Below are 12,080 nucleotides of genomic sequence, written 5' to 3' on the forward strand. Positions count from 1 at the left end.
CGTATTCCGGTAGGAAGGGGGCGAGATGAACACTCCGAGGCGCACGACCATCTACGACGTCGCGGCCGAGGCGGGCGTGGCGGCCTCCACGGTCTCCCGGACCTTCGGCAACCCCCGCCGGGTGAACGCGACCACGCGCGAGCACGTGCTCCGGGTCGCCGAACGCCTCGGGTACCGGCCCAACCCCCTGGCCACGGCCCTCCAGTCCGGGCACAAGGCGACCATCGCGATGCTGGTCCCCGACATCACCAACCCGCACTTCTTCGGCACGATCCGGGGCGCGGAACGCCGGGCCAGCGAGGCGGGAGTCACCTTCATCCTCGGCAACACCGAGGAGTCGGCGGCCAACGAGCGCAACCAGATCGAACGGCTGGACCATTCGGTGGACGGCTTCGTGCTGGCGGCCAGCCGCATGAGCGACGAGACGACCGTGGGGATCGCCCAGAGCCACAACCTGGCGCTGGTCAACCGCGAGGTCGACGGCCTTCCCGGCGTGGTGGTCGACAGCGGCCCGGGGAGCTGGCAGATCATCGAACACCTGGCCTCGCTGGGGCACCGGTCGATCGTCTACCTCTCCGGACCGCACCAGTCCTGGCTCGCCAGCGAACGGTGGAAGGCGCTCAGGGGGGCGGCGGAGCGGCGCGGGCTCACTGTCGCCCGACTCGGCCCGTTCCCGCCCAGGGTCAGCGGGGGCGGAGCCGCCGCCGACGCCGCCCTGGTGTCCGGGGCGACCGCGCTGGTGGCCCACAACGACCTTCTCGCCATCGGTGTCCTGCGCCGTCTGTCCGAACGGGGGGTGGCGGTCCCCGGGCGGATCAGCGTGGTCGGCTACGACGACATCTTCGGCGCCGACCTGTGCGTTCCCGCCCTGACCACCCTCGCCGGTCCGGAGGACGAGGCGGGCAGGGTGGCGGTGGAGCTCCTGCTGAGGAAGGGCTCGCTCTCCACGGCGCACCCGGCCCCGCAGCGCGTGGTCCTGCCCACCCATCTGGTGATCCGGGACTCCACGGGCCCCGCGGCCCTCTGAGGCCTCGGCCGGATCCGGCCGAGGCGACCGGGCCCGGACCGGGAAGCGGAACCGGTGAGACGGGGACGGCCCGGACACCCCGCGCGTTCGCGCCTGGGGCACCCGGGCCGCAGGGAAGGCCGTCCCACCGACCGGTGGAACGGACGATCCCTAGTGGGCGACGCCGCTCAGCTCGTTGGGGGCCTCGTCCAGGGTGGCCGAGCCGGTGACCTCACCGGAGGCCAGGTCCACCGCGTGCACCTGGCTGGTGGCCGGGTCGCTCACGTAGGCGGTGCCGCCGCGCACGAACAGCGCGGGCCGGGGGTCCTGCCACTCCACCGGCTCCTCCCACGCGTCGATCAGCTCGATGCTCCGGGTGAGCTCGCCCGAGTCCGGGTCGATCTCGTGCAGCGCGCCGTCGGTGCCCAGCACCAGGGCCTCACCGGCCGGGCCCCGGCCCAGGGAACGGAAGGTGTAGCTGGAGGGCAGGTCGACCAGTTCCAGGTCGCCCTCGGCGGTGTCGACCAGGGCGATCCGCTCGGGGCGCTCCAGTTCGGCGTCGGGGTCGGTCTTGTAGTCGCCCAGGATGACCGGTGACTCGTCCGAACCGGCCTGGTTGCCGATCCGCCCGTAGTCGTCGGGGCTCTCGATCTTGGTGAAGGCGCCGTCCTGGTAGACCAGCGCGCCGTCCTGGCATCCGATGGCCACGGCCCCGCCCTGGGCCGCGCTCTCCCCGTGCACGCCCGGGCAGTCCTCGCTGCGGGCGATCTCCTCCCCGTCGGCGTCCAGGACCAGCGCGCCGACCCGCTCCTCCTCGTTGCCGAGGGTGAGCAGCAGCTCGCCGTTCTCCAGCTCGACCGCCACCCCGTGGTGGGCCTCCTCGGCGGTGTGGACGTCGGTCTCCTCGGGCAGACCCGCGCCCAGCGCGTCGGTGTCGAAGGCGGTGACCTCCCCGGTCCCGTCCGCGAACAGGACGGTCCGGCCGTCGTGGCGCACCACGTGACCGGGGGTGTCGGCCGGGAAGAGGGTGTCGGTGAGCTCGGCGCCGGCGGCGTCGAGGACCTGGAAGCCCTCGGAGGTGGAGACGAACACGTGCCGGTCGTCCCCGGCGGGGTTGACCCGGTTGAAGCCCTCCAGCTCGATGTCGGCCACCACCTCCAGGGACTGGCCGTCCAGGACGTACAGGCCGCCGTCGTAGGTGGTGACGAGGGGCTCCGTGGCCACGGCCTCGGCCGGGGTCCCCTCCTCATCGGCGCCCGCGGCGCCGTCGTCGGTTCCGTTTCCGCAGGCGGTCAGGAGGAGACCGGCGGACAACAGGGCGGGCAGGGCCGCCGCTCGGGTGGTGCGGTTCGAACGCATGCTTCTTCTCTCTCGGGGATGGGTGGTGCGGGGGGTGGCTGGGGGGTGGGTCGAAGGGGCGGGACTCAGTCGTCGCGGAGTCCGGCCGTGATCGCCTCGGTGTTGGCGCGCATCATCTCCAGGTAGGTCGCGGCGCCCTCGCCCTCACGGCTCAGGGACTCCGAGAAGAGCGGGACCACCTCGATCTCCACCCCGGCCTCCTCGGCCATCACGGTGGCCAGGCGGTCGGGCTGGGAGGAGTCCGCGAAGACGGCCGAGACCCCCGCCTCCGCGACGGCGTCGGAGAGGTCCTTGAGGTCGGAGGTGCTGGGCGAGGCCAGGGTGGTCCCGCTGGGGATCACGGCCCCGATCACCTCGAAGTCGTAGCGGTCCGCGAGGTAGCCGAAGACGTGGTGGTTGGTGACGAGCCTGCGGTTCTCGGCGGGCAGGGCGGCGAACTCCTCGCCCATCCACGCGTCGAGCTCGTCCAGCTCGGCCGCGTAGGTCTCGGCGTTGGCGCGCACGGTGTCCGCGTCGACCCCGTCGACCTCCTCGATCACGCGCTCCGCGATCAGGTCGACGGCCAGCCCGACCCGGGCCGGGTCGGTCCAGAAGTGCGGATCGGGCTCGCCCTCGCTCGCGTCCGAGGTGTAGGGGAGCGGATCGACGCCCGGACCCACCTCCAGGGCGGGTACCCCGGCCTCCTCGGCGGCGGTCACGTTGCGGGCGACGCCCTCCTCCAGGCCGAGGCCGTTGTGGACGACGAGGTCGGCGTTCTCCAGGGTCGCGGCCTCGCGGGCGGAGATCGCGAAGGAGTGCGGGTCGGTGTCGGGCGGCATCAGCACGGTGACCGGAGCCTGGTCACCGACGATCCGAGCGGTGACGTCACCGAGGATGTTGGTGGTCACCACGACCCCGGTGCCGTCTCCCTCCGGGGAACAGGAGGCCAGCGTGAGGGCGAGTGAGGCGGCCGCGAGCGCGGCGAGGGGGCGTCGGGGCAGCATGGCGGTCACCGTCCGGTCTGGATCATCAGGTGCGGCGCGATCCCCGGGTCGAGGGTGCGGGCCACACGGAGGTCGTCGGCGTAGTCGATCTCGTGGACGACCCCGGTCTCGGGGTCGCTGACGTAGGCGCGGGAGGTGTCGGCCGTGAGTGTGGGCGGGTGTTCGGGGTCCACCGTGTCCAGCAGGTCGGTGGTGGCCTCCTCCTCGCCGGTCTCCGGGTCGAGTGCGCGCAGGGTCCCGTCGTCGGCCAGGACCAGGACCGGCCCCTCCTCGCCGGTCGCCGTCGCGGCCACGGTGCCGGGCTGCTCGTGGGCCCGCCACTCGGGGACAGCCAGGTCCAGGACCCACAGGGTGTCGTCGTCGGGAAGCGCGGCCAGGACGGCGGATCCGGATCGGTGATGGAAGGGGCCACCGCGTTCCTCACCGGGGTGGGGGAGGGTCGCGGCGCTCAGTTCGCCGTCCTCCTCGGTGACGTGGAGGGTGCCTTCCGCGCAACCGACCACCAGGCCCCGGCGGGTGACGGCGGCAGAGTCGGGGTCGGTGCAGGTCGCCTCCGGGTCCGCCTGGGGTGTGCCGTCGCGGTCGAGTACGCGGACCGTCCCCTCGGCGTCGACGGCGACCAGGGCCCCCTGGTAGGGCAGGACCGTGGTCTCCTCGTCGACCGGGACGTCCGTGGTGGCGACCGTCCCGTCCTCCAGCTTCGCCCTCTCCAGCAGCAGCGATGCTCCCTGGTCAGTGGTGACCGAGGTCAGCGCGGTGTCGGTGACGACGTGCGCGGGGTCGGGGAGGTCCAGGGCACCGACGTCTCCGGAGCCGGTCCGGTAGTAGTGGTTGTGGTCTCCGTGGTCCACGGTCCACACGCCGCTGTCGAAGACCTCGGTGGTCCCTTCATCGGATGAGCTCAGATAGGCGAAGCGGCCGTCTCCGGTGAGGCCGTCCACCGCCGGGACCTCGCCCAGTTCCGTGACCTCCTCGGTGATCAGGTCCAGGAGCCGCACCTGGCCGGTGCCGGTGTCGGCCACGACCAGCCGGAGCTGCGGTTCGGCGGTCTCCTCGGCGCCCTCGACGTACCCGTGGGGCGTCTCCTCCTCGGCGGCCTCGGGTTCGGTGGCGGAACCGCCGCCGGAGCAGCCGACCAGCAGGGTGATCAGGGCCGCCGCTCCCAGGGCGGCGGTGCGGTGTCGACGGTTCACGGTGTCACCGTTCCTTCCAGGTCAGAGGGCTGGGGTGCGGGGCGTTCCGGGTCTGCCGGTCGTCTGGCGAGCCCGCGTGAGCGCAGGCCGGAGGCCAGGGCCGAGACGAAGAAGAACGCCACCGCCGTGGCCGCGATGCTCGCTCCGGCCGCCGTCTCCCAGTGCCAGGAGACGAGCAGCCCGACATAGGTGGCGGCGCCGCCCAGCAGCGCGGCGGTGAGCATGATCCCCGGGATGCTCCTGGCCCAGAGCAGCGCGGTGGCGGGCGGGGCGATGAGCAGGCCGAACACCAGCAGCGTGCCGACCACGTGGAACGAGGCGACCACGGCGAGGGTGACCAGGCCCAACAGGGCGGCGTGCGCGGCGCGCGGCGCCAGGCCCAGGGTGTGCGCCTTGCGGGGGTCGAAGGCCAGCGCGACGAACGCCCGGTGGCCGATGACCGCGACCACCAGTGCGGCCGCGAGGGAGAGCCCCAGGTGGAGCAGGTCCCGCTCGCGCACTCCCAGGACGTCCCCGAAGAGGAAGGCGGTGAGGTCGACCGCGAAGGAGGCCGAGTGCGACACGAGGATCACGCCGACCGAGAGCATCCCCACGAACAGCAGGCCGATGCTCGTGTCCTGCGACAGCCGACGGGAGCGGCTCAGGGCGGTGACCCCGGCGGCCATGGCCCCGGCCGCGAGGGCGGCGCCCACGAACAGGCTCTGTCCGAACAGCGCGGCCAGGGCGACCCCGGGCAGCATGCCGTGCGACATCGCGTCCCCGAGGAAGGCCATGCCCCGCAGGACCACCCAGGTGCCCGCGATCGCGCAGACGGCGGAGACGAGGAGCCCCGCCCAGAGCGCACGCTGGACGAACGTGACCCCGAAGGGTTCGATCAGTGCTTCCATAGTGGGAGACTCTACAACGATAACCATTATCGTTTTCACATCGGGTCGGGTCAGACGAACCCGGACACAGCAGAAGCGGGGGTCACGAGGGATGAGGATCGACCACGTGTACGCGGGTTACGACGGGACGGATGTCCTCCGGGGCGTCACCGCCGAGATCCCCGAAGGGGCGGTCACCGCCCTGGTCGGGGCCAACGGCGCGGGCAAGTCCACCCTGCTCGGGGTCCTGGCGGGAACGGTCGCGCCCCGGAGCGGAAGCGTCGTCCCGGGGCGGCCCGGCCGCCCCGCGTTCGTCGTGCAGCGCAGCGCGGTCCCGGACACCCTGCCGCTCACCGTGCGCGCCACCGTGACCATGGGCCGCTGGGCGCAGCGGGGGTGGTGGCGCCCGCTCACCCGGCACGACCGCCGCGTGGTCGACAAGTGCATGGAACAGGCAGGTGTCGCGGACCTGGCCGGCCGGAGGCTGGGGGAGCTCTCCGGGGGGCAGCGCCAACGCGCCCTCATCGCCCAGGGCCTGGCCCAGGAGGCGGGTCTGTTGCTGCTGGACGAACCCTCGGCCGGGCTGGACCAGCACTCCACGGGCCGGATCCGGGAGCTGGTCACCGAGGTCGCCGCCGAGGGCGTCACCGTGGTGCACGCCACCCACTTCACGGAGGAGGCGCGGGACGCGGACCACGTCCTCGCCCTGGAAGCGGGCCGCGTGGTCACCCCGACCCACGCCGTGTGACCTTCGCGACGGCGGTACCCCCCGCGGCTTCCCTGCGGCGGCGGGCGGGTCCGGGCGCCGCGCGTCGGAGCTCCGGCCACCGGACCGTCCGGAGCCGCTGGCGCCGGAACGTACGGTCGGCGGGGCCCGGATACCGTGGTATCGGACGCGAGCCACGGAGAGGGGCCGGGCATGGGGATCGGGATCGTGGTGGGTCTGCTCATCGTCGTGGGCGGGGTCGCCCTGGTGGTCGCGGTGCTGGGGTTCCTCCTGTCCAGGGCGCGCGCCTCGGGCCGCTCCGCCTCGCGCGGGCGCGGCACCGGCGAGGGCGGGACCGCGTTCCACGCGGGTACCCGCCCCGGGCCCCGGTACGGCTCGGACGCCGGACCCGGGCACGACACCCGACCCCGGTTCTGACCCGGGGCCGCGCGCGGCGCCCGGCGACCGGTTTGGTCCTCGCGGGGTGCCCCGGCATAGCCTGGGTGACGTGGGCATACAAGGCAGGGCGGTGCGCGGGCGCGCGGGTGCGGTGGAGAACCGCAGTCTCCCCTCGTACGGGGCGGGTGAGATCGACGTTCCCTACGTGGTGCACGGTACCGACGAGGTGATCGCGCGCGACACCTACTGGGAGGAGCACTCGCACCCCACACACGAGCTGCTCTGGAACCTGCGCGGGGCCTCCACCGCCACCACCGGCGCGCGGGTGTGGACCATCACCCCGTCGGTCGGCCTGTGGATTCCGGCCGGGACGCCTCACTCGGGGTGGACCCCGGCGGGGACCTGGCACCACGCGGCCCAGTTCAGCGTGCACGCGGTACCGGCCATCGCGGACACCACCGTCGCGGTGGAGGTCACCCCGCTCCTGCGCCTGCTGCTCGAACGGCTCAACTCCGACGGGCTGGACCGGGAGTCGCGCGCCAGGACCGAGGCGGTGGTGCTCGACCTGCTGGCCCCGGCCCCGGTCGAGCTGCTGCTGAAGATCCCCGAGTCCGCCCTCCTGGAACCCATCGTCGCCGCCGTTCGCGCCGACCCCGCCGACGACACGACCCTCGCGTCGTGGGCCGCGCGACTCGGCGTGAGCTCCCGTACGATCACGCGGGCCTTCCGCGCGCAGACCGGTCTCGGGTTCAGCCAGTGGTCGGCGGCCGCGCGCGTGCAGCACGCGATCACGCTGCTTTCCGTGGGGGAGGAGATCGAGGAGGTGGCCGAGAGGGTCGGCTACCACTCCGCGAGCGCGTTCGGCGCGGTCTTCCGGAGGGTGACGGGCATGAGCCCCGGGCGGTTCCGTGTCCAGTGACGGCGGAATGTCCGTTCCGCGAGGTTCGATGTCCCTTTCGAGCGATTGCGAACCAACTGAGTGCACCCTAAATTCGGTTAGGCAAACCTAACTCCCGGTTTCCGGGGTTGGTCACCACCGGAAGGACACCATGACCCGCGCCCCACGGCTGGCCGCGATCGCCACCGCCGCACTCATCCCCCTCACCCTCGCCGCGTGCTCCTCCTCGCCCTCCGGGGAGAGCGAGGCCTCCTCCGGTGACTGGACCCCCGTCACCGTCGAGCACGCCCTCGGTACGACCACCATCGACTCCGAGCCGGAACGGGTCGCCACGGTCAACTGGGCCAACCACGAGGTCCCGCTCGCCCTGGGCGTCGTCCCGGTCGGCATGGCCGCCGCCACCTTCGGTGACGACGACGACAACGGCGTGCTCCCGTGGGTCGAGGAGAAGCTCGAGGAACTGGACGCCGAGACCCCCGTCCTCTTCGACGAGACCGACGGCATCGACTTCGAGGCCGTCGCCGACACCCAGCCCGACGTCATCCTCGCCGCGTACTCCGGCCTGACCCAGGAGGACTACGACACCCTCAGCGAGATCGCCCCCGTCGTCGCCTACCCGGAGACCGCATGGGGCACCTCCTGGCGCGACACCATCGAGCTCAACAGCGCCGCCATCGGCAAGGCCGACGAGGGCACCGAGCTCATCGCGGACCTGGAGGCCGAGATCGACGCCGCGGTCGCCGAGTACCCGCAGATCGAGGGCGCTGCGGCGATGTTCATGACGCACGTGGACACCACCGACCTCAGCGAGGTCAGCTTCTACACCACCCACGACACCCGCGCGCTGTTCTTCGAGGACATCGGGATGGCCACCCCGGAGAGCGTGGCCACCGCCTCCGCCGAGACCGACCAGTTCTCCCTCACCCACAGCGCCGAGCAGGCCGACGCCTTCGACGACGTCGAGGTCATCGTCACCTACGGCGGCGAGGAGCTGGTCGAGGCGCTGGAGGGCGACCCGCTGCTGTCGCAGATGCCCGCCGTCGAGAACTCGGCCGTGGTCAACCTGCCCGGCGACAGCCCGCTCGGCACCGCCGCGAACCCGACCCCGCTGTCGATCTCGTGGATCCTCGACGACTACCTGTCGCTCCTGGCCGAGGCCGCTGACGGGGCGCAGTGATCACCCAACAGTCACCCACCGATGTGGGGGCCGCCACCGTGCGGCCCCCACGCCGGGGCAGGCCCCTCTGGCTCCTCGTGGTCCTCGCGGTCCTGCTGGTCCTGATGTTCCTCTCGGTCTCGGTCGGATCGCGCGACGTCCAGTGGGCCGACATCGTGGCGGCCTTCGGCGGATCGGCCGAGGGCTTCAACGAGGCCGCCGTGGCCAAGCGCATCCCCCGGACCCTGCTCGCCGTGCTCGTGGGCGCGGCGCTCGGGGTCTCCGGCGCGGTCATGCAGGGCGTGACCCGCAACCCCCTGGCCGACCCCGGGATCCTGGGCGTGAACATGGGCGCCTCGCTGGCCGTCGTCATCGGTATGGCCTACCTCGGCCTGGCCACGGCCACCGGATTCATCTGGGCCGGAATCGTCGGCGCGGCCGTCACGGCCCTGTTCGTGCACGTCATCGGTTCTCTGGGCCGGGGCGGAGCGAGTCCGCTGAAGCTGGCCCTGGCCGGTGCGGCCACCTCCGCCGCGCTGTCCTCGTTCATCAGCGCCGTCGTGCTGCCCCGCAACGACATCGCCGACGGGGTCCGCTCCTGGCAGATCGGCGGCGTGGGCGGTGGCACGTTCGCGACCCTCTCCCACGTGCTGCCCTTCCTCGTGGTCGGGTTCGTCGTGTGTCTGCTCTCCGCCCGTGGCCTCAACCTGCTGGCACTGGGCGACGACCTCGCGGCGGGCCTGGGCGAACGCGTCGCGATCTCGCGGGTCACCGCCTCGGTCGGCTCCGTCGTGCTGTGCGGCGCCAGCACCGCCGTCACCGGTCCGATCGGGTTCGTCGGACTGGTGATCCCCCACGTGTGCCGCCTCCTCGTGGGGGTCGACCACCGCTGGCTGCTGCCGTTCTCGGCCCTGACCGGCGCCGCCCTGCTGACCGCCGCCGACGTCGTCGGCCGCGTCGTGGCCCGCCCGGGACAGATCGATGTGGGGATCGTGACCGCGCTGGTCGGCGCCCCCTTCTTCATCTACATCGTCCGACGTCAGAAGGTTCGTTCCCTGTGACCATCTCCACCGTCGAGACCGTCACGCGCGGTCGCGCGCGCCGGGCGCGCCGACGGCACACCGTGATCGTCGTCCTCGCCGTCCTGCTCGTGGTCGGCTTCGCCGTCACCCTCATGGTGGGGCAGACCTTCTACCCGCCCGGTGACGTCGCGCGGGTCGTGCTCGGCCAGGACGTCCCCGGCGCCTCGTTCACGGTCGGTCGGCTCCGCCTGCCCCGCGCCGTGCTCGCGATCGCCGCCGGGGCGTGCTTCGGGCTGGCCGGGGTCACCTTCCAGACCATGCTCCGCAACCCCCTGGCCAGCCCGGACATCATCGGTATCAGCGCCGGGGCGAGCGCGGCGGCGACCTTCGCGATCGTGGTGCTCTCCCTGGACGGGGCCGGAGTGTCCGTCTTCGCGATCGTCGCCGGACTCGGCGTGGCCATGGTCATCTACCTGCTGTCGTACAAGGACGGGGTCTCGGGCACCCGGCTCATCCTCATCGGCATCGGCGTCGCGGCCATGCTCCACAGCATCACCTCCTACATCCTCGACCGCGCGGCCACCTGGGACCACCAGGAGGCGATGCGCTGGCTCACCGGCAGCCTCAACGGCGCCGGGTGGGGAGCGACGGTGCCGGTCGTCGTCGCGCTGGTGCTCATCGCGCCGGTGCTCCTGGGTCAGGCCGGGAACCTGTCCGCCCTCCAGCTGGGTGACGACACCGCCTCGGCCCTGGGTGTACGGGTGGACCGCACCCGGCTCCTGGCGGTGGTCGGAGCGGTCGGGCTCATCGCCTTCGCCACCGCCGCGTCCGGGCCGATCGCCTTCGTGGCCTTCCTGGCCGGGCCGATCGCCGCCCGCCTGGTGGGTTCGGACGGCTCCCTGCTGGTGCCCTCCGCCCTGGTGGGCGCGCTCCTGGTCCTGGTCGCGGACTTCTGCGGCCAGTTCGCCTTCGGGACCCGCTTCCCGGTCGGGGTCGTCACCGGTGTGCTCGGTGCCCCCTACCTCGTCTACCTCATCATCCGCAGCAACCGCGTGGGAGGCTCCCTGTGACCACGGACCACTCGCTCCTCGTCGAGGACCTGACGCTCGGGTACAAGGACCGCGACGTCATCGACTCCCTGGACCTGGCCGTGCCGCCCGGCCGGATCACCGCGATCGTCGGCGCCAACGCCTGCGGCAAGTCCACCCTGCTGCGCTCGATGTCGCGGCTGCTGGCGCCGCGTTCCGGCCGGGTCCTGCTGGACGGCCGGGAGGTCCACCGCATGCAGCCCAAGGAGGTCGCCCGGACCCTGGGCCTGCTCCCGCAGTCACCGGTGGCCCCGGAGGGCATCACGGTGAGCGACCTCGTGGGCCGGGGACGCCACCCCCACCAGCGGTTGTTCACCCGCTGGAGCAGGGAGGACGACGAGGCGGTCGCGGAGGCCCTGGAGGCGACGAGGACGGTGGAGCTCGCGGACCGGCCCGTGGACGAGCTCTCCGGCGGACAGCGCCAGCGGGTGTGGATCGCCATGGCGCTGGCCCAGCGCACGGACCTGCTCCTGTTGGACGAACCGACCACGTTCCTGGACGTCAGCCACCAGGTGGAGGTCCTGGACCTGCTCACCGACCTCAACGCCTCGCGCGGGACCACGGTCGTGCTGGTCCTGCACGACCTCAACCTGGCGGCGCGCTACGCCGACCACCTGATCGCGCTGGCCGGGGGCTCGCTCCACGCGGCGGGTCCGCCGGAGCGTGTGCTCACCCCGGAGACGGTGCGGGTGGTGTTCGGCATGGAGAGCCAGATCATCACGGACCCCACCTCGGGGAAGCCGTTGATGCTCCCCATCGGCCGCCACCACCGCGCGGTGCCGGTGGACTGAGCGCGGGGGTCAGGAGTCGAGGTCGATGATCTCCGCGAGCGTCCGGCGCAGCGCCGTGATCCGCTCCTGGCCGAGCCGGTGCGCCCACCGCTCCTCCAGGTCCCGGAGGATGTCGGCGGCGGCGGCCTGCCCCCGGCGGCCCCGTTCGGTCAGACGGATGATCTTGGCCCGACGGTCGGCGGGGTCGGCCGTCCGCTCGACGTAGCCGTCCCGTTCGAGTTCCGCGACGATCTCGCCGATGGCCTGTTTGGTGAGGCCGGAGCGCTCGGCGAGCGAGGTCAGCCGTGATCCCTCCGGGTCGATGAACCGGAAGACGGAGCCGTGCCGGTAGCGCACGCCCTCGAACCCCTGCTCGTTGAGGCGTCGGTGGAGTTGTTCGACCGTTACGTCCTTGGCCCGCGTGAGCAGGCTGGGAAGTGGAGGCAGGGCCTCGGTCTCCTCGTCCGGTTGCCCGGATCGCGTCGTCATTCCGGGTGGCCCTCCCGCTCCGACAATATAGTCAAGGTGCTTGACAATCTTGGGTGTGCCGATAGTACGGTGATCTTACCAATTCGCTCAGGCGTCCCCTCCTGAAGGGAGGGGCCGACACCCCCCGAAAAGCGTGAGTCGTAGG

Annotated in this window: 13 protein-coding genes; 8 read left to right on the top strand and 5 right to left on the bottom strand. The window is 72.5% G+C overall.

What is annotated here, in order from left to right:
• Window positions 1-25: 25 nt before the first annotated feature.
• Window positions 26-1,027, top strand: coding sequence for a LacI family DNA-binding transcriptional regulator (locus AC0VYL_RS11875; RefSeq protein WP_475462792.1), 1,002 nt, complete (start codon window positions 26-28; stop codon window positions 1,025-1,027).
• A gap of 150 nt (window positions 1,028-1,177) precedes the next feature.
• Here AC0VYL_RS11875 and aztD read toward each other — a convergent pair whose 3' ends face one another.
• The 4 genes from aztD to aztB form a co-directional block, all read right to left on the bottom strand.
• Complete coding sequence (gene aztD / locus AC0VYL_RS11880; protein ID WP_475483152.1) at window positions 1,178-2,365, bottom strand: zinc metallochaperone AztD; 1,188 nt, start codon at window positions 2,363-2,365, stop codon at window positions 1,178-1,180.
• Between the two features lie 65 nt (window positions 2,366-2,430).
• Window positions 2,431-3,348, bottom strand: coding sequence for a zinc ABC transporter substrate-binding protein AztC (aztC, locus tag AC0VYL_RS11885; protein WP_475483153.1), 918 nt, complete (start codon window positions 3,346-3,348; stop codon window positions 2,431-2,433).
• 5 nt (window positions 3,349-3,353) lie between these two features.
• Window positions 3,354-4,541 carry a YncE family protein gene (locus AC0VYL_RS11890; protein ID WP_475483154.1) on the bottom strand — a complete coding sequence of 396 codons (1,188 nt, stop codon included), beginning with the start codon at window positions 4,539-4,541 and terminating at the stop codon, window positions 3,354-3,356.
• Window positions 4,538-5,428, bottom strand: coding sequence for a zinc ABC transporter permease AztB (aztB, locus tag AC0VYL_RS11895; RefSeq protein ID WP_475483155.1), 891 nt, complete (start codon window positions 5,426-5,428; stop codon window positions 4,538-4,540). Before aztB ends, AC0VYL_RS11890 begins: the two co-directional genes overlap by 4 nt.
• A gap of 91 nt (window positions 5,429-5,519) precedes the next feature.
• Between aztB and aztA the strand changes: the two genes are divergently transcribed.
• From aztA to AC0VYL_RS11930, 7 genes are all read left to right on the top strand, one after another.
• Window positions 5,520-6,155 (top strand): zinc ABC transporter ATP-binding protein AztA, encoded by a 636-nt coding sequence (aztA, locus tag AC0VYL_RS11900; RefSeq protein ID WP_475483156.1) that lies wholly within the window; start codon window positions 5,520-5,522, stop codon window positions 6,153-6,155.
• 171 nt (window positions 6,156-6,326) lie between these two features.
• Window positions 6,327-6,551, top strand: coding sequence for a hypothetical protein (locus AC0VYL_RS11905; RefSeq protein WP_475483157.1), 225 nt, complete (start codon window positions 6,327-6,329; stop codon window positions 6,549-6,551).
• 70 nt (window positions 6,552-6,621) lie between these two features.
• Window positions 6,622-7,431 (top strand): helix-turn-helix domain-containing protein, encoded by an 810-nt coding sequence (locus tag AC0VYL_RS11910; RefSeq protein WP_475483158.1) that lies wholly within the window; start codon window positions 6,622-6,624, stop codon window positions 7,429-7,431.
• A gap of 130 nt (window positions 7,432-7,561) precedes the next feature.
• Complete coding sequence (locus AC0VYL_RS11915; RefSeq protein ID WP_475462800.1) at window positions 7,562-8,587, top strand: iron-siderophore ABC transporter substrate-binding protein; 1,026 nt, start codon at window positions 7,562-7,564, stop codon at window positions 8,585-8,587.
• The gene (locus AC0VYL_RS11920) at window positions 8,584-9,627 is read left to right on the top strand and encodes a FecCD family ABC transporter permease (protein WP_475462801.1); all 1,044 of its coding nucleotides are present in this window, start codon (window positions 8,584-8,586) and stop codon (window positions 9,625-9,627) included. Before AC0VYL_RS11915 ends, AC0VYL_RS11920 begins: the two co-directional genes overlap by 4 nt.
• A complete protein-coding gene (locus AC0VYL_RS11925) occupies window positions 9,624-10,658 on the top strand; it encodes a FecCD family ABC transporter permease (RefSeq protein ID WP_475462802.1) in 1,035 nt (344 codons plus the stop codon). The genes AC0VYL_RS11920 and AC0VYL_RS11925 overlap by 4 nt, the downstream gene beginning before the upstream one ends.
• Window positions 10,655-11,467 carry an ABC transporter ATP-binding protein gene (locus AC0VYL_RS11930; protein WP_475462803.1) on the top strand — a complete coding sequence of 271 codons (813 nt, stop codon included), beginning with the start codon at window positions 10,655-10,657 and terminating at the stop codon, window positions 11,465-11,467. The genes AC0VYL_RS11925 and AC0VYL_RS11930 overlap by 4 nt, the downstream gene beginning before the upstream one ends.
• 9 nt (window positions 11,468-11,476) lie before the next feature.
• Here AC0VYL_RS11930 and AC0VYL_RS11935 read toward each other — a convergent pair whose 3' ends face one another.
• Window positions 11,477-11,935 carry a MarR family winged helix-turn-helix transcriptional regulator gene (locus AC0VYL_RS11935; RefSeq protein WP_475462804.1) on the bottom strand — a complete coding sequence of 153 codons (459 nt, stop codon included), beginning with the start codon at window positions 11,933-11,935 and terminating at the stop codon, window positions 11,477-11,479.
• Window positions 11,936-12,080: the final 145 nt, after the last annotated feature.

The organism is Nocardiopsis sp. iso_238 (assembly GCF_056173325.1).

What these genes read in the sequence shown, in the direction of transcription:
- aztD (WP_475483152.1), bottom strand. Translation starts at nt 2,365, where the DNA reads ATGCGTTCGAACCGCACCACCCGAGCGGCGGCCCTGCCCGCCCTGTTG.
- AC0VYL_RS11935 (WP_475462804.1), bottom strand. Translation starts at nt 11,935, where the DNA reads ATGACGACGCGATCCGGGCAACCGGACGAGGAGACCGAGGCCCTGCCT.
- AC0VYL_RS11875 (WP_475462792.1), top strand. Translation starts at nt 26, where the DNA reads ATGAACACTCCGAGGCGCACGACCATCTACGACGTCGCGGCCGAGGCG.
- aztC (WP_475483153.1), bottom strand. Translation starts at nt 3,348, where the DNA reads ATGCTGCCCCGACGCCCCCTCGCCGCGCTCGCGGCCGCCTCACTCGCC.
- aztB (WP_475483155.1), bottom strand. Translation starts at nt 5,428, where the DNA reads ATGGAAGCACTGATCGAACCCTTCGGGGTCACGTTCGTCCAGCGTGCG.
- AC0VYL_RS11915 (WP_475462800.1), top strand. Translation starts at nt 7,562, where the DNA reads ATGACCCGCGCCCCACGGCTGGCCGCGATCGCCACCGCCGCACTCATC.
- AC0VYL_RS11905 (WP_475483157.1), top strand. Translation starts at nt 6,327, where the DNA reads ATGGGGATCGGGATCGTGGTGGGTCTGCTCATCGTCGTGGGCGGGGTC.
- aztA (WP_475483156.1), top strand. Translation starts at nt 5,520, where the DNA reads ATGAGGATCGACCACGTGTACGCGGGTTACGACGGGACGGATGTCCTC.